Origin of the sequence: Paracoccus sp. (in: a-proteobacteria), from assembly GCF_046462195.1 — a bacterium.
In the GTDB taxonomy this organism is placed as follows: domain Bacteria; phylum Pseudomonadota; class Alphaproteobacteria; order Rhodobacterales; family Rhodobacteraceae; genus Paracoccus.
Map to the genome: position 1 here is coordinate 1 of NZ_JBKGUN010000031.1, position 15642 is coordinate 15642.

The 15642-nt window shown below is 63.0% G+C and carries 15 protein-coding genes; 9 read left to right on the forward strand and 6 right to left on the reverse strand.

What is annotated here, in order from left to right:
* Positions 1-811: calcium-binding protein (locus ACLHHB_RS01925; protein ID WP_410216593.1), on the reverse strand; the 811-nt coding region annotated here is incomplete at its 3' end.
* A 417-nt stretch (positions 812-1228) separates the two neighbouring features.
* Here ACLHHB_RS01925 and ACLHHB_RS01930 point away from each other — a divergent pair.
* The 7 genes from ACLHHB_RS01930 to ACLHHB_RS01960 all read left to right on the forward strand — a co-directional run bounded on the left by ACLHHB_RS01930 (position 1229) and on the right by ACLHHB_RS01960 (position 8825).
* The gene (locus ACLHHB_RS01930) at positions 1229-2683 is read left to right on the forward strand and encodes an alkaline phosphatase (protein ID WP_410216594.1); all 1455 of its coding nucleotides are present in this window, start codon (positions 1229-1231) and stop codon (positions 2681-2683) included.
* Positions 2684-2756: 73 nt separating this feature from the next.
* Positions 2757-3221: a hypothetical protein gene (locus ACLHHB_RS01935; RefSeq protein ID WP_410216595.1), complete on the forward strand. Its 465-nt coding sequence runs from the start codon at positions 2757-2759 to the stop codon at positions 3219-3221.
* Positions 3222-3337: 116 nt separating this feature from the next.
* Positions 3338-4351, forward strand: a complete 1014-nt coding sequence (rsgA, locus tag ACLHHB_RS01940; protein WP_410216596.1) for a ribosome small subunit-dependent GTPase A — start codon at positions 3338-3340, stop codon at positions 4349-4351.
* A 209-nt stretch (positions 4352-4560) separates the two neighbouring features.
* A complete protein-coding gene (locus ACLHHB_RS01945) occupies positions 4561-5793 on the forward strand; it encodes an MFS transporter (protein WP_410216597.1) in 1233 nt (410 codons plus the stop codon).
* Between the two features lie 73 nt (positions 5794-5866).
* Positions 5867-6850 (forward strand): Bug family tripartite tricarboxylate transporter substrate binding protein, encoded by a 984-nt coding sequence (locus tag ACLHHB_RS01950; protein WP_410216598.1) that lies wholly within the window; start codon positions 5867-5869, stop codon positions 6848-6850.
* A 3-nt stretch (positions 6851-6853) separates the two neighbouring features.
* The gene (locus tag ACLHHB_RS01955) at positions 6854-7330 is read left to right on the forward strand and encodes a tripartite tricarboxylate transporter TctB family protein (protein WP_410216599.1); all 477 of its coding nucleotides are present in this window, start codon (positions 6854-6856) and stop codon (positions 7328-7330) included.
* Between the two features lies 1 nt (position 7331).
* Positions 7332-8825: a tripartite tricarboxylate transporter permease gene (locus tag ACLHHB_RS01960; protein WP_410216600.1), complete on the forward strand. Its 1494-nt coding sequence runs from the start codon at positions 7332-7334 to the stop codon at positions 8823-8825.
* Between the two features lie 8 nt (positions 8826-8833).
* Here the strand turns inward: ACLHHB_RS01960 and arsH are convergent, their stop codons facing one another.
* The 5 genes from arsH to ACLHHB_RS01985 all read right to left on the reverse strand — a co-directional run bounded on the left by arsH (position 8834) and on the right by ACLHHB_RS01985 (position 13550).
* Positions 8834-9505, reverse strand: coding sequence for an arsenical resistance protein ArsH (gene arsH, locus ACLHHB_RS01965; RefSeq protein WP_410216607.1), 672 nt, complete (start codon positions 9503-9505; stop codon positions 8834-8836).
* Positions 9506-9539: 34 nt separating this feature from the next.
* Positions 9540-9959, reverse strand: a complete 420-nt coding sequence (locus ACLHHB_RS01970; protein WP_410216601.1) for an arsenate reductase family protein — start codon at positions 9957-9959, stop codon at positions 9540-9542.
* Complete coding sequence (gene arsB, locus ACLHHB_RS01975) at positions 9956-11008, reverse strand: ACR3 family arsenite efflux transporter (protein WP_410216602.1); 1053 nt, start codon at positions 11006-11008, stop codon at positions 9956-9958. The genes ACLHHB_RS01970 and arsB overlap by 4 nt, the downstream gene beginning before the upstream one ends.
* A 96-nt stretch (positions 11009-11104) precedes the next feature.
* Positions 11105-11449, reverse strand: coding sequence for an ArsR/SmtB family transcription factor (locus ACLHHB_RS01980; RefSeq protein ID WP_410216603.1), 345 nt, complete (start codon positions 11447-11449; stop codon positions 11105-11107).
* 1033 nt (positions 11450-12482) lie between these two features.
* On the reverse strand, positions 12483-13550 hold the full coding sequence (locus ACLHHB_RS01985; protein ID WP_410216604.1) for an NAD(P)H-dependent flavin oxidoreductase: 1068 nt from the start codon (positions 13548-13550) through the stop codon (positions 12483-12485).
* A gap of 489 nt (positions 13551-14039) precedes the next feature.
* On the opposite strand from ACLHHB_RS01985, the gene ACLHHB_RS01990 reads away from it, so the two are divergent.
* Positions 14040-14690: an ABC transporter ATP-binding protein gene (locus ACLHHB_RS01990; RefSeq protein ID WP_410216605.1), complete on the forward strand. Its 651-nt coding sequence runs from the start codon at positions 14040-14042 to the stop codon at positions 14688-14690.
* A partial coding sequence (locus ACLHHB_RS01995) for an FtsX-like permease family protein (protein WP_410216606.1) occupies positions 14687-15642 on the forward strand: 956 nt, incomplete at its 3' end. The genes ACLHHB_RS01990 and ACLHHB_RS01995, both read left to right, overlap by 4 nt.

Consider the following 15642-nt stretch of genomic DNA (forward strand, 5'->3'; position numbering starts at 1 on the left):
TCGTGTCGTTTCCGTCGCCCGCGTCGATGGTGTCGTTTCCGGCCCCGCCGTCGATGCTGTCGTCGCCTGCCTCGCCCAGCACCAGATCATTTCCGGCGCCTGAAAGAATGGTGTCGTTACCCGCGCCCGCACGCACCCGATCGTCGTTCCAGCCGGTGCCGGAACTGGATATCCCATCTCCACCGTCAATGACGTCGGAACCGGAACCGATCGGCTCTATATAAGCGGTATCGATGAGGTCGTTGCCAGCGGTTCCGTCGATGAACCCGTCGTCCCAACCAATCTGCAAACGGTCGGCATTATAGTTCAGGTTAGTGGCATTGGTAAGAGAGTTCAAAGAAACGGAAACAAGTGGTTTGGCGGTCAATACAGGATTGGCTGTAGCAGGCGGAGGAGCAAGAAAAAGCTCACCTGTCGTTGATTGCGCTAAAATAACAGTTGTAGTTGCTGTGGTACCATCTGCGTAGGTCACCGTCGCACCATAGGTTGCGACGCCGTCAAAGGTGAATGTCTGATTCCCTGAGCCAATATTGGTAACAAACGTATCGTTCGAGAAGGTGTTGTCAGTATCGAGAGCTCCGGCCGTTCCACCATTGTCGGAGACTGTCGTAGAAGTAATCCGAGTGTAGAGCGGGTTTGTCTCGGCCCCAAACGTACGATTGACAAGAAGGTTTGCGTTCTCGGAGGTGGCGTTACGAACTGCCGGAGACGAAGGTGTAGCGGCGGTTCCTTCAGTTGGGTCGATAGAGATGATCGAATTGTCGGCCGCTCTCGGAACGCCAAGATAGATCCAGTTATACGTCGTAGGCATGTCTGCTCCTTTGGCACGCTGTCGCTGGAGTTGAGAGAGGAAGATGCTTTTAAACGGCAGGTAGTGTTTCTTGAAAATGCGTTAATGCAAAAACGCGGACAAATCGACAACAATTTTAGCGGTTCTGCAGCGTTTTATCCGAACGTATTTCTCTTGCCTCAGGTCGCAGAGAAGCCTCTTGAAAACAAGCAGTTGCCAAAGGGGAAGAGCGTTGAGAGGGCTGATGCAGCCGGAGGACATTCGAAAGGCCGCTGTCGCGTCTTGGCAGTGGCAGACGGAAATCGGATTGCCCCGAGATGGCGTTCCTGAAGCCTGCTCGTGTCATAGGATTGTCAGCGGGTCGTCACCCTGTCGTCACTCTTGATCCCTAGCCAGTGCCCGGACCGTCAGTCGGTCAGTTGGAACAAGGAACTTTCGATGCAGATCGTGAAACGCACCACCCTGGCCCTCCTCATGACATCCGCCCTTGTCGCACCCGCGTTGGCGCAAGACGGCCAGGCGCGGAATGTCATCCTGATGATCACCGACGGGACAGGAATGGAGTCGTTCCGCGCAGCCAGCTACTACCGGCATGGGGCTCTGGGTCACGAGGTTTACGACGATTTCGACGTCCATGTGTTTTCAGCCACGCATCCTCTGAACACGTCGAATGAACCGACGATGTCAAACGAAGGGGCCGTGACCTTTGATCCGACCGAATTGTTCAGCGATACGCCGTCCGACGAGGGTTTCGAAGGCAAGCTGATGAACTATCCCGGCTTTTTCGCGGGCTATGACTATGCCCGCCGCGACTTTACCGACTCGGCTGCCGCCGCGACGGCGCTGGCCTCGGGCACCAAGTCGTTCAACAACGCGATCAACTGGTCCAACAATGACGAGCCGTTGAAGCATGTCGGCGAATATGTCGTCGAAAGCGGGCGCGCCCTTGGCGTGGTATCGTCGGTCCAGTTCTCGCATGCAACACCCGCCGGGTTCCTGGCCCATAACGTCAGCCGCAACGATTATCAGTCGATCGGTGCCGAGATCATCGACAGCGAGTTGGCGACGGTTGTCTTTGGCACGGGCCACCCGCTCTTTGACGCCAACGGCAAGCGCATCGAGGCGCCGACCGAAAACGACTATCGCTACGTGGGCGATCAGGACCGCTTCGACCGCCTGGTGGCGGGCGAGACCGGCTGGCAGCTGATCGAGACCCGCGAAGACTTCGAAGCGCTGGCCAATGGCGAGATGCAGCTGGAGGGCGAGCGTATCCTGGGGCTGGCGCAGAACCAGCAGACACTGCAGTTCAATCGCGATGGCGTTGCGGCTGGCGGCTTGCTGGAAACCTCGCCGTCGCTGTCGACGATGACGCGTGCGGCACTGAATGTCCTTGGCAAGGACGAGGACGGGTTCTTCCTGATGGTCGAGGGCGGCGCCGTCGATTGGGCGGCGCATGCGAACAACCTGCCGCGCCTGATCGAGGAACAGGTCGATTTCAACGAATCCGTTGAAGCTGCCGTCGAATGGGTGGAGGCGAATTCCTCCTGGGACGAGACGATGATCGTCGTGACCACCGACCATGGCAACGGCCTGTTGCAGGGCCCGAACTCGGACAAGGTGGCCTATGAGCCGATCGTCAACCAAGGCGCAGGTGCCATGCCGCTGGTGCGCTGGCATTCGGACAACCACACGCGCGAACTGGTTCCGCTTTATGCCAAGGGACCGGGCGCGGAATTTTTCCGCGAAGTTGCCGAAGCAGCCGAGGGCCTCGCCGTATATGACGTCGATGCCGACGCTCGGGTCTGGGTGGACAACACGGATGTCTTCCGCGCCACGATGAATGCGATGGGCCTCGAGGCTGCCGAACCCGTCGAACAGGCCGCTGCCCAGTAACATCCGACCACGCAGGCGAGGCGGCATTCAGGCCGCCTCGCCGTTTGCTTCCAAAGTGATCCTTATGACATCGATGATCGTGAATTCCCTGGTCGCAGGGCTGTCGCTCTGTCTTGGTATGGCCTCCGTGTCGCTGGCGCAGGGGCGTCAGAACCTGCCTGCGATGACCGTTGGCGGTGCCGTGGGCCGGGTGGAGCATGGGCTGCGGCAGGGTGACAGGATGACGGTCGCCGTCACCTTTACTGCGGATGATCCCGATTATGACGGGGAAACCCTTTACGCGGATATCCCCAAGGCGGATCTGGCTCGCAGGATCTACCTCAAGATCGGGGACCGCGACTTTCCGGTCTGGCTGCAAGATGGTGCGCCCCAGATCCCCGACGCGCTGACACTGGCCCCTCATGATGGGCAGGGCGACGTGGTTGCCGTCGGCACATGGCAGGGCACCTTTGTCGCTCCGACGCCGGACATGGGCGAGATCAGCCTGTTCCTGCCCAATGTCGGTGCCTTGGGGCCTTTCCCCATTCTAGACCGCTGAGGCATTGGCGCAGCTTCCGGCCGTTCCTGATGCGTCCGTCAGCCCGCGCTGCCAAGGAAAAGCTTGCATCCCCGTGATGCCCTGCCCATTCAGGGACAGCAACAAAGGCTTTTCCGATGACCTCACTGCTGTCCGACCTTGGCTGGTGCCCGTTCTTTGCCGATCAGCAAGAGGCTGACGAGGCGGAACTCGTTCCTGTGCGCATTGCGGCCGTTCACCGGTCGCGGTTGATGGCGCAGACCGCCAAGGGACAAGTGCGGGTGGGATTGCCTCATGGTGCCAATTCGGCGGATTTCGCCGTGGGTGACTGGGTGCTGATGGACGGCGCGTCCGGTCTTGCTGTCCGCAGGCTGGAGCGCCGGACCGTGCTGCGCCGCCGGACCGAGGGCGCGCGGGACCTTCAGCTGATCGCCGCCAATGTCGATACGCTGCTGATCGTGACGTCATGCAACGAGGATTTCAGCCCGCCGCGGCTGGAGCGCTATCTGGCCTTGGCGAACGAGGCGGGCACGGATCCGGTGATCGTCCTGACCAAGATCGACAAGGTCGCCGATCCTTTGGTCTTTCGCGATCAGGCCGAGGCTCTGCAACGCGGTCTTGCCGTTGTTCTGCTGAACGCCAAATCCCCTGACGCCGCCGCCCGGCTGGCGCCGTGGTGCGGACCGGGGCAGACGGTCGCGCTTGTCGGCTCCTCGGGGGTGGGCAAGTCGACCCTGCTGAACACGCTGGCCCAGAAGGCCCCGGAAGAAGCGCAGCTGACCGGCAGCATCCGCGAGGACGACGCCAAGGGGCGCCACACGACGACATCGCGATCGCTGCACCGGATTGCGGGTGGAGGATGGGTGATCGATACCCCGGGCATGCGAACGCTGCATGTCAGCGACGTGGCAGGCGGTCTTGACGTGCTGTTCGCCGAAATCACCGAACTGGCTCCGCAATGTCGTTTCCGCAACTGTACCCACACCCATGAACCGGGCTGCGCCGTTCTGGCCGCCGTACAGTCAGGAACGCTCTCGGCCGAACGCCTTGACCGTTACCGAAAGCTGCGCGACGAGAACGAGGCGAACACGCCCGTGCCCACCGGACCGCGGGGCAACAAGTCCGAAGCCCCGCGCGGCAGGCGGAAATAGCACGTCCTGATGCGGACCGTCCTCGCCGGGTCGTCTTTCCGTAACATGTTGCGCGAGATTGCGATCCTTCGGTGAAGCTGCCCAAGGGGTGGCGGCAACCGTGTCGCCTGTTATGCTGATGCCGAACGGGAGGAACGCATGATCATCGCAGGGATCCTGCAACAATCGGCAAGGGTATCGGTCCTGACCAACGGGAACGGGACAGCATCGTGACGAAACCCACGGACGCCTTTCCGCACTTGCCGGCATGGCCCGGTCCCGTTGCCATTGTTTCGATCGCGCAGCTTTTCGGCACCTCATTGTGGTTCAGTGCGAACAGCGCGGCCGAGGGCCTGATGCAGGCATGGGGGGCCAGTCCGGCCGATATCGGCTGGTTGACCAGCGCCGTGCAGGCCGGGTTCATCATGGGAACGCTGGTGATGGCGCTGTCCGGGCTGGCGGACCGGCTGCGGGCCAGCGACATCTTCGTCATCTCGGTCATCGCGGGTGCCTTGTGCAATGCCGCCTTTGCATGGGTGGCGCAAGACGTCGGCAGCGGTGTGTTCTTCCGCTTTCTGGTCGGCCTCAGCCTGGCCGGCATCTATCCCATCGGGATGAAGCTGGTGGTCAGCTGGGAGCCCGAGAAGACGGGGCAGGCGCTGGCCCTGCTGGTCGCGATGCTGACCCTCGGAACGGCCCTGCCGCACCTGCTCCGGTTCACGGGCGGGCAGCTTCCCTGGCGCTGGATCGTCACCTGTTCTTCACTTCTGGCGCTGGCAGGAGCCCTGCTGATCCGGCGTCTGGGGGTTGGACCGCATCTTGCGCCTCCGGTAGCTGGCTTTCTAGGCTACCAAGGGTTGGGGATCGCCTTTCGCACAAACCGCTTCCGGGCCGCCGCCTTCGGTTATTTTGGCCATATGTGGGAGCTTTATGCCTTCTGGACGCTGACCCCCTTGCTGGTCGCCGCAACGGGGTTGGCGCAGCATTTTCGCGGGGCCGGCGTGGCGGGCCTGTCCTTTGCCATCATCGGGGCCGGGGCCTTGGGCTGTTTGTTCGGGGGATGGTTGTCGCGCATCATCGGAAGTGGCCCCGTGGCTGTCGGGGCCTTGGCGGTATCAGGAGTTTGCGCACTGTCATTCACACTGTTCTGGCAAGTGCTGCCGCCGGAACTGCTGCTGGCACTTCTGCTGATCTGGGGCGCTACGGTTGTTGCGGATTCACCCCAGTTCTCGGCCTTGTCAGCCCGCTCATGCCCCAAGACCGTGGTGGGGGGCGCGCTGGCCATCCAGAATGCCGTGGGCTTTGCCATCACGATGGTTTCGATCACGGGCGCGACAGTGCTGTTCGAGCGTATCGGCCCCGCTGCGACCTGGCTGCTTGTGCCGGGTCCGGTCGTGGGTCTGCTGGCATATGCACAGGTGATGCGGGCTGCCAAGGAGGTCCGGCCCCTGACACGGCGATGACGCCCCGGCATTGACGTAGCGTGGTTAATGCCCCAACAAGCGTTAACCATGTTGCTTTGGAAAGGCATAGCCGATGTTCATTAAAGATTGTCGCCGAAACCTCGTCATCGCCACCCTGATGGCAGGTTCGTTTCCTTTTGCGGCGACCGCGCAGGATTGGCCATCGCAGCCGGTCCACATCTATGTCGGCTTTCCCGCAGGCTCGTCCCCCGACACCATCGCGCGACTGGTTGCGGAACCCATGTCCGAGGGGCTGGGCCAGCCGGTCGTGGTCCAGAACAAGCCCGGCGCGGGCGGTGTCATCGGCGTGCAGCAGATGCTGACCAGCATCAATGACGGTTACAGCTTTGGCATCACCATCAACGGCCCCCTGACGACGGCACAAAGGATGGTGCCTGACCTTGGCTATGATCCCGTGAACGACATCGTGCCGGTCGGCCTGATCGCGACCAGCCCGCTGGTGCTGGCCGTCGCAGCCGAATTTCCGGCCGACAGCGTCGAGACCTTTATCGAGGCTGCGCGCGCCGATCCTGATGCCATCAGCTATGGCTCGGTCGGCGCCGGATCGGGCGCCCATCTGACGGCCGAGATGTTTGCGGGCGCAGCCGGCATCGACCTGTTTCACGTGCCTTTCCAGAGCTACGCCGAGGTGGCCACCTCGATCCTGGGCGGAGAGATCGACAGCGGTTTCATGGCCCCCTCGGCCGCGCTGCCGCAGGTCGAGGCAGGGACCATGAAGATGTTGGGTGTCACCTCCCGCGAGCCGTTCCCTCAGGTGCCGGATGTGCCGGTCATGGCGGGACAGGCGGGCTTGCCGCAGGATTTCCGGGCCGAACTCTGGAATGCCTTCATCGCCCCTGCGGACACGGACCCTGCCGTTGTTCAGCGACTGAATACCGAGCTCGATCGCGCCTTGCAGGACGAAGGGTTGCGTCAGCAATTGCTGGACATGGGGTGGCAGGCGAAACCCGGTAGCCCCGAGGAGCTGGCGCAGCTGATCCAGGATGACACCGCGCTCTGGGGCAAGGTCATCGACCAGATGGCGCCTGCCCGCTGACCGATGTCCGCAGGTACTGACGCAAGGGCCGCGCATCGGCGCAGCAATTCGGACCTCCTCTGGGGCATGGGGCTGGCTCTGCTGGGACTTGCGGTCGCGGGTTACGCGGCCAACCAGTACGAGTTCGGATCGCTGCGCCGCATGGGCCCCGGGTTCTTTCCGGTTCTTCTGGGTCTGGTTCTGGCAGGGCTGGGTGTGGTCATCGCCCTCCCGTCCTTGGCCCGGGCCAGAGCGCTCCAGACCTTTGCCTGGCGGGAGACACTGGGCATCGTGGGGGCGCTGCTGGTCTTCGGGCTGGCCCTGAACCGGTTCGGGATCGTGGCCACGACGGCTGTGACGGTTCTTCTGTCCAGTGCGGTGGCGCCGCGCCCGGGCATCCTGTGGCGCCTGGTGCTGACGGCAGCCGTGACGGCCCTGACCTGGGCCATGTTCATCTGGGGGCTGAACATGGCCATCCCCGTCTGGCCGTGGAGCCGCTGACATGACAACAATGGACGGTCTGGCGCAGGGGCTGATGGTGGCCCTGCAGCCCTCGGTGCTGATCTACAGCCTGTTCGGGGCGCTGCTGGGCACGCTGGTCGGCGTTCTGCCGGGGATCGGCGCGATGGCGGCCATCACGCTGTTGCTGCCCATCACCTATTACATCTCGTCCGAGGCGGCGCTGGTCATGCTGGCAGCGGTGTATTACGGCGCGCAATACGGAGGGGCGGTGGCCTCGATCCTGCTGCGCCTGCCCGGAACGCCGCAATCTGCCGTGACGACGCTGGACGGTTATCCGATGGCGCAGCAGGGGCGGGCGGGGGTCGCGCTGTTCACGGCCATGATCTCCTCCTTTGCGGGCTCGATGCTGGGGATCGTGATGCTGGTGTTGCTGGCCGGGTGGCTGAGCCGTCTGGCGACGCAGTTCGGCGCGGCGGAATACGCGGCAATGATGGTGATGGGCCTCGTGGCGGCCTCGGCCGTGGGGACGGGGCGGACGTCCAAGAGCCTCGCGATGGTCGTCGTCGGCCTCATCCTCGGGTGCGTGGGCACGGACGTGAATTCGGGCGCACAGCGTTTCACGTTCGGGCAGGTCCAGCTGATGGACGGGATCAACCTGGTCGCGCTGGCAATGGGCCTGTTCGGTCTGGCCGAGGTCATCGGCAACATCCGTCAGGCCGAACGCCAGGGCGTGCCGCAGCGTGTTTCCCTGCGTCAGCTTGTGCCCACCCGCGACGATGTCCGCCGGCTGTTCGCCCCCATCACGCGCGGCACCTTGCTGGGGGGCTTTTTCGGGGCGCTGCCGGGAACGGGGTCGACCATCTCGTCCTTTCTTAGCTATGCGCTGGAGCGACGGGTGGCGCGCCAACCTGAACGTTTCGGCAAGGGTGCGATCGAAGGCATCGCCGGTCCCGAGGCTGCCAACAATTCGGCCTCGATCACGGCCTTTGTCCCGACGCTGACGCTGGGCATCCCGGGCGATCCGATCATGGCCCTGATGCTGGGCGCCCTGGTCATCCATGGCATCCAGCCAGGCCCCATGATGCTGGAAGCGCATCCCGACATGTTCTGGGGACTGGTGGTCAGCTTTGGGATCGGGAACCTGTTCCTGCTGATCCTGAACCTGCCGCTGATCGGGATCTGGGTGTCCATGCTGCGCATTCCGTTCCGGTGGCTGTATCCCGCAATCATCGTGTTCGTCTGCCTGGGCGTTTATTCCGTGCGCGGAAGCACCTTCGACATCATCATGGTGGCAGGGATCGGGGCGCTCGGCCATGCGCTGGCCGTCGCGTCCTTCAGCCCGGCGCTGCTGTTGCTGGGTTTCGTGCTGGGCCCACTGATCGAGACCAACCTGCGCCGTGCGCTGCTGATCTCGCGCGGGGACCCGATGATCTTTGTCGAAAGGCCGATCGCCTGCGCGTTCCTTGTCGCGGCTGCACTGCTGCTGCTGTTGCCCCTGCTGAAGTCGTTGCGGACCTCGTTTCGGGGGCGCTGAGCGGCGCCTCAGACGGCCTTGGTCTGGTTGACCCGCCGCGACAATGCCTCGTGGCTTTCGACCCGTTCGGAATAGCGGTCGACCAGATGATCCTTGATGTCGCGCGTCAGCAGGGTGAAGCGGACCAGTTCCTCCATCACGTCCACGATCCGGTCGTAATAAGGAGAGGGTTTCATGCGGCCGGCCTCGTCGAACTCGTCCCAAGCCTTGGCGACCGACGATTGGTTCGGGATGGTCAGCAGGCGCATCCAGCGTCCCAGGATACGCAGCTGGTTGACCGTGTTGAAGCTCTGGCTGCCGCCGCAGACCTGCATCACGGCCAGCGTCTTGCCTTGCGTTGGCCGCACGCCGCCGAGCGACAGGGGAATCCAGTCGATCTGCGTCTTCATCACCCCCGACATGGCCCCGTGACGTTCGGGAGAGGACCAGACCATGCCTTCGCACCAGCCGACAAGATCGCGCAACTCGGCGACCTTGGGGTGATCGGCTTCGGTCGCATCGGCCATGGGCAAGTCGCGCGGGTCGAAAAGACGGGCTTCCGCGCCCAGTTCTTGCAGGACGCGGGCGCCTTCCTCGGCGGTGAATCGAGAAAAACTGCGTTCGCGCAAGGACCCGTAAAGCAGCAGGATACGAGGCGGATGGGTGCTGCGCGCGGTGGGAAACAGCGCATCGCTGTCCATCGCGGTCAGGCAGTCTTTCTTGATGTTCGGCAGGTCAGACAACGATCTCTCCTTTTTCGTTCATGATCATCTGCCCGTCTTCCTTGAAGACCGGACCCTTTGGCAGCCGGTCCAGCAGCGGCAGCACCGCCTCGGACGGGCGGCAAAGGCGCACCCCCTTGGGCGATGCGACAATGGGCCGGTTCACCAGCACAGGATGCACCAGCATCGCCTCCAGAATCTGTTCGTCGGTGACCTGTTTCTCCAGCAGGCCCAGTTCCGCGGCGGGCGATTTGCCGGTTCGCAGGGCCTGCCGCGGTGTCAGGTCGGCGGCGGCGAACAGCGCCAAAAGCTGGGGCCGGGTCCAGCCGTGGATCATGTAGTCGATCACGACCGGTTCGGGGCCTGAAGCGCGGATGATGGCCAGCACGTTGCGCGACGTGCCGCAGGCAGGATTGTGGTGGATGACGATCATGGATGAACCTCGGGAAAGCGGGCGCGGGTGCGGTTGGCAAAGGCGACAAGGGACAGCATGACCGGCACCTCGACCAGAACGCCGACCACCGTGGCAAGTGCTGCACCCGAATGCAGGCCAAAGAGACTGATGGCCACGGCCACGGCCAGTTCGAAGAAATTCGATGTTCCGATCATTGCGCAGGGGGCTGCAATCCGGTGCGGGACACGCAGCGCGAAGGCCGCGCCATAGGCGATGGCAAAAATGGCATAGCTCTGGATCAGGATAGGGATGGCGATCAACGCGATGATAAAGGGACGGTCCAGGATGACACGGCCTTGCAGGCCGAACAGGATGGCCACGGTGGCGATCAGCCCGATCACGGACCAAGGCTTGATCCGGGCTGAAAAAGCATCGATTGCCCGCGGGTGCCCCAACACGCGGCGCGTCATCAGGCCGGCAGCCAAGGGCAACACGACATAAAGGACCGTTGCCATGAGCAGGGTCTGCCAAGGGACCGCAATGTCGGTCACCCCCAGCAGCAGCGCCACGATGGGTGCAAAAGCCACGACCATGATGAGGTCGTTGACCGATACCTGGACCAGCGTATAGGTCGCATCGCCCCGTGTCAGTTGTGACCAGACAAAGACCATCGCCGTGCAGGGCGCCGCACCCAGCAGGATCAGGCCGGCAATGTATTGCTGCGCATCTTCGGGCGCGATCCAGGGCGCGAAAACCTGGTCAAAGAACAGGACAGCCAGCAGCGCCATGGTGAAGGGCTTGATCAGCCAGTTGATCGCCAGCGTGATCAGCAGGCCTTTCGGCTGGCGCGCTACTCCCTTGACGGCCCCGAAATCCACGCCGACCATCATGGGATAAACCATCGCCCAGATCAGCACGGCAACCACGAGGTTGATCGAGGCGAACTCGGCCGCTGCAATGGCCTCGACCAGTCCCGGGGCAGCATTGCCGATCACCAGTCCGGCCATCATGGCAAGCGCAACCCAAAGGGTCAGCCAGCGTTCGAAGATGCCCAAGGGGCTGTCCTGCGCACAGGCTGTATCGGTCATGACCATGTTCCTGGCATATAATTCATCGGATAACGGGATGGCAAATCCGCGGATGGGGGCGGGCAGAAAGCCGAGAGAATGACAAGGTTATGCCTTTCACTGCTCTTTCTCGCAGGTGCAGGCGATCTGATCCAGAAAAGGCCGGCAAAGCTCTGGGGTCCCACCGCAGCAGTCCTGCATCAGGAAGGCCAGAAGATCGCGCATCCTTTCCATGCGAACGAAATAGCGGATCGACCGTCCTTCGCGCACCGATGTGATAAGTCCTGCCGATGTCAGAATGGTCAGGTTGTTCGACAGGGTGTTGGGCCGGATATCCAGTCTCAGCGCAATGTCTCCCGCAGCCACACCCTTGGGGCCCGCCTGCACAAGAAGGCGAAAGACATCCAGCCGAATGCAATGGGCAAGTGCCGACAGAGTATCAAGGACCGCATTCTTTTCCATATTTCATGTCTAATGGAATTATAGAGCCTGTGCAACCATGCTTGTTGATGTGACAGATCCCTAAAAGGGTTCTTGCGTCACGACCGGGCCTGCCGACAGATTGCGGTATGCGGTTCCGGACACGTGGCTGTCAGGCTGGTCTGCCGCTTCTTCCGCACTGCCGCGGTTGGGCATTTCCAGCGGTGCGAGTCATCTTGCGGGGCCTTGGCCCTGGCAGTGGCGACAGGAAGGGACGGTTTGTTATCGCCTCTGCAAAGGTTAGGGCGAGGCTTTTTGGCCCAGAACCAGCACTGGCGATGATGCGCTTGGTTGATGGCTTGGAACAGATGGACAAGCAGTCCCGCCCGGCTTGAGCGGTGGCGTTACCCTTTCCCCGGCGACCGGGGGGGCTTGACCGTGTCGGCCAGCCTGCCGATCCATTGTCTGGTACGGGAAACAGATCGGCATGATCGCCATGCGCCCCTGCATGACGTCCTTCAACCCATCTTGTTCCTGCAACAGTCAGAAGGTGAAGATGTCCGGCAGAACCCGGGCCGACGCCTCGCCACCCGGGTTCCGCTGCCTTGATGGACGTTCAGGAAGCCCTACGTCGCCAGCCATTCCATGACCCTGCGCAGCAGCGGACGCCCGACAGCCGGCAGCGGGACAACTCCCGTTCCGACATCACACGGTTACCAACCTTCGGTTCGCCCCTGAAATGCGCCCCTTTCAAGAAGATCAAGTCCAATTCAGGGCGCTAGCTCTCGAGGATGTATACCACTTCGGCCTCCTCTAGCATGGCTGCCAAGATCCTCACAATGATACGTCAGGGTCAACCAGATCCTCGTGCCGGATGATCCCGGTATTGCCAAACGGTTGTCGGCATCTTCTGTTTCGGTCCTGCGCTTGGAGCAACGAAGGTGATGAATCATGGATGGGAAACCATCGTTACCGGCTGATCCTGTCTCCTATGGCCCTGACCCTGCAACCGCCGATTAAGGATTGGTATTACGCAGTCCTGTGGTGACCAGCGGCCATGGGTTGTTCTGATCACTCAGGAGGTTGCACGCTCCTTAATTTCTGCGGCCAGGGCTTCGACTAGTTCCCCTGCCGGAAGCGCGCGCGCCCGTGCCGCCTGCGCTCCGGCCCACTGTGCCCCGTATGCCGTGGCACCCTTGGCCATGGCTGCTGTGTTGAGAGCCTTGGCCAGGTCATAGGCACAAGGATAGGCCGGTATGGCGGCGGGCTCCACATCATCGGCCCATTGTGTGAAGGCGTTGCCGAGACAGCGGGCTGGACGACCGGAGATTGCCCGCGTCATGACCGTATCGCCCCCAAGAGCAAGCCGGTCGCGATAGCCGGCATCCGCCGCGCTTTCCGGGCAACCGATGAAGGCAGTGCCCAATTGCGCGGCTGCGGCGCCCTTGTCCAACATGCGGCGAATGTCGCGGCCGTCCATGATCCCGCCGGCGGCAATGACCGGCAGCGTGACCTCATCCAGAAGGGCGCGCAGCAGATCGCTTGTGGAGAGCCTTTCGTCAGGTCCGTCCGGATCGAAAATTCCGCGATGTCCTCCCGCCTCCCAACCCTGCGCGATGACGGCATGACATCCGGCTGCCTCGATGGCCTTGGCTTCGGCCGGAGAGGTCGCGCTGCCGATCAGCACCAGCCCGGCCGCACGCATCGCCTGGACCTGGTCGGAACGCGGCAGGCCCAGGTGAAAGCTCACGACGCGCGGACGAAGTTCGAGCACGAGATGAAGGTAGGCGTCCGTGTCGCGAAAACTGGTGTAGATGTCGCGAAGCCCGGCGGGCGGCGTGGCCTCGAAGCGCGCAAAGAGCGGCGCCGTTCGTGCAATCCAAGCGGCCTCCACGGCCGGATCCCGCATCGGTTTGGCATGGCAGAAGAAGTTCACGTTGAAGGGTGCCGCTGTCCGCTGCTGCACGTCATTGATGGCCTGCCGGGCGGATTCAGGGCTGGCGGCACAGAGTCCCAAGGACCCCAATGCACCCGCCTCCGAGACGGCGGCCGCCATGGCAGGCGTGGCCACCCCTGCCATCGGCGCCTGCAGGATCGGAAGCCTGACCTGAAGCAGGTCGAGAAGTTCGGTCATGGCGGCCATTGGATGCTCCTCCCCTTATACATTGTGCCATGAGACGGAGGCAGATCAAGGTCCGGCAATGACACCGTGGCAGCTGCGCTCCCAAGGGGATGATACGTGTGGGACATGCGGCAACACTGGGTCCAGATCCTGTGAATGAGGGCCTTACGACAGTCGCTTGTCTCGGGCCAGCGTGCCTCCGCCCCGCGGACGCTCCGGCGACACAGGCGTTCGCAGAAGCGCCGCAAGCGAACAACGATCTTCCCCTGCTGCCTGAACTTAATCGCAAAAGAATCGACGCTATTTGTCTTGCCTGCCGCAGCATCGGCTGCCGATCGGGGCAGGCGCTATGAACGACAGGTGATACCTGATCCGGATCAACCTGATCCCGTGCCACCCGCTGGCGTTTTGGTGCAACGGGCTCCGGATGCTTTGCCGGTCCTTGGAACTGCTGCCACGCCACCCGCTTACTCTAGCGTGACATGACTGTTCTCCTCAAAAGGAAACCTGATGCTGTTGAGCCTTCGCGATGTCACCAAGACCTATCCGAACACTTCGGCTTCCGTTCTGCGGGGGGTCTCCTTCGATCTTGAACGCGGCGCGATGCTGTCCCTTACCGGAGAGTCGGGTTCGGGCAAGAGCACGCTGCTGCACCTGATCGGTGGTCTGGACACGGCCGATAGCGGTGTGGTGGCGGTCGATGGTGTCGATCTGACGCCCTTGGACGATGCAGGGCGCGCCAATTTCCGGCGGGGCAGGGTCGGCGTAATCTTTCAACAGTTCAACCTGATCCCGTCGTTGACGGTCGCGGCGAATATCGCGTTTCAGGCGCGGCTGGCAGGGCGTCATGACAAGGACCGCGACAAGGCTCTGGCCGACCGTCTGGGGCTGCGCGACCATCTGCACAAGTATCCCGAACAGCTGTCCGGCGGTCAGCAGCAGCGGGTGGCGATCGCCCGCACACTTGCGCCCCAGCCGGACCTTGTTCTGGCCGATGAGCCCACAGGCAATCTGGACGAGGCCACGGCGGACGTGGTCCTGACCCTTCTGCAGGATCTGGTGACGGAAACCGGCGCCGGCCTTATCTTGGTAACCCATTCGGAACGGCTGGCGGCGCGCCTGCCGCGACGGTTGCACCTGCAGGGAGGGCATCTGGCGTGACCGCGGTCATCCTGTCCGCGCTGGCTTCGCATTGGCGGCGCAACCCTTTGCAGTTGCTGACGCTGCTGGTGGGTTTGGCCTTGGCGACGGCGCTCTGGTCCGGCGTGCAGGCGATCAATGCCGAGGCTCGGGCCAGCTATGACGCGGCAGCCGAAACCCTGGGCGAGGGTCAGTTCGCCCAGATCACCGCCCGCGACGGTGGGGCGATGTCGCAGCAAACCTATATCGCGCTGCGACGGGCAGGATGGCTGGTGTCGCCGGTGACCGAAGGGCGGCTTGGCCCGGTGCGGATCATCGGGCTGGAGCCTTTGACGGCCCCCGGGGGGCTTGGTCCGGTCAGTATCGACGGTGGCGGTGATCTGGCGGCCTTCCTGTCGGGGTCAGGCCAGGTGTTTGCGCGTGAGGAAACGCTTGCACAGCTGACCGAAATCGCCGCGCAGGGTGTTGCTGCCCCGGATGTGGCACCCGATACGGCAATCACCGATATCGGCTTGGCGCAGCGCCTGCTGAACCGCCCGGATCAGATCGACCGCCTGATCGTGCTTCCCGATCAACCCTTGACTCGCCGCCCTCTGGCCGAGGTGGCCCCCGATCTGACAATGGCCGCACCGCAGGATGGGGGCGATGTTGCACAGCTGACGGACAGCTTTCACCTGAACCTGACCGCCTTCGGCCTGCTGTCCTTTGCCGTTGGGCTGTTCATCGTCCATGGCGCGATCGGGCTGGCCTTCGAGCAGCGCCGGGCCATGGTGCGGACGCTGCGGGCGCTGGGCGCGCCGCTGAAACGGCTGATCCTGTTGATGGCGGTGGAACTGGCGGTGCTGGCCCTGATCGCAGGCGCGAGCGGCGTTGCGCTTGGCTATGTCATCGCGGCTGCCCTTTTGCCCGATGTGGCGGCCACCCTGCGCGGACTTTATGGTGCCGAGGTGTCAGGGCAGATGACGTTGCGCCC

Coding starts and splice junctions, on each gene's coding strand:
- arsB (WP_410216602.1), bottom strand. CDS start 11,008: ATGACCGATACAGCCTGTGCGCAGGACAGCCCCTTGGGCATCTTCGAA.
- ACLHHB_RS01970 (WP_410216601.1), bottom strand. CDS start 9,959: ATGATCGTCATCCACCACAATCCTGCCTGCGGCACGTCGCGCAACGTG.
- ACLHHB_RS01950 (WP_410216598.1), top strand. CDS start 5,867: ATGTTCATTAAAGATTGTCGCCGAAACCTCGTCATCGCCACCCTGATG.
- ACLHHB_RS01930 (WP_410216594.1), top strand. CDS start 1,229: ATGCAGATCGTGAAACGCACCACCCTGGCCCTCCTCATGACATCCGCC.
- ACLHHB_RS01955 (WP_410216599.1), top strand. CDS start 6,854: ATGTCCGCAGGTACTGACGCAAGGGCCGCGCATCGGCGCAGCAATTCG.
- ACLHHB_RS01985 (WP_410216604.1), bottom strand. CDS start 13,550: ATGGCCGCCATGACCGAACTTCTCGACCTGCTTCAGGTCAGGCTTCCG.
- rsgA (WP_410216596.1), top strand. CDS start 3,338: ATGACCTCACTGCTGTCCGACCTTGGCTGGTGCCCGTTCTTTGCCGAT.
- ACLHHB_RS01935 (WP_410216595.1), top strand. CDS start 2,757: ATGATCGTGAATTCCCTGGTCGCAGGGCTGTCGCTCTGTCTTGGTATG.
- ACLHHB_RS01980 (WP_410216603.1), bottom strand. CDS start 11,449: ATGGAAAAGAATGCGGTCCTTGATACTCTGTCGGCACTTGCCCATTGC.
- ACLHHB_RS01990 (WP_410216605.1), top strand. CDS start 14,040: ATGCTGTTGAGCCTTCGCGATGTCACCAAGACCTATCCGAACACTTCG.
- ACLHHB_RS01960 (WP_410216600.1), top strand. CDS start 7,332: ATGACAACAATGGACGGTCTGGCGCAGGGGCTGATGGTGGCCCTGCAG.
- arsH (WP_410216607.1), bottom strand. CDS start 9,505: ATGGACAGCGATGCGCTGTTTCCCACCGCGCGCAGCACCCATCCGCCT.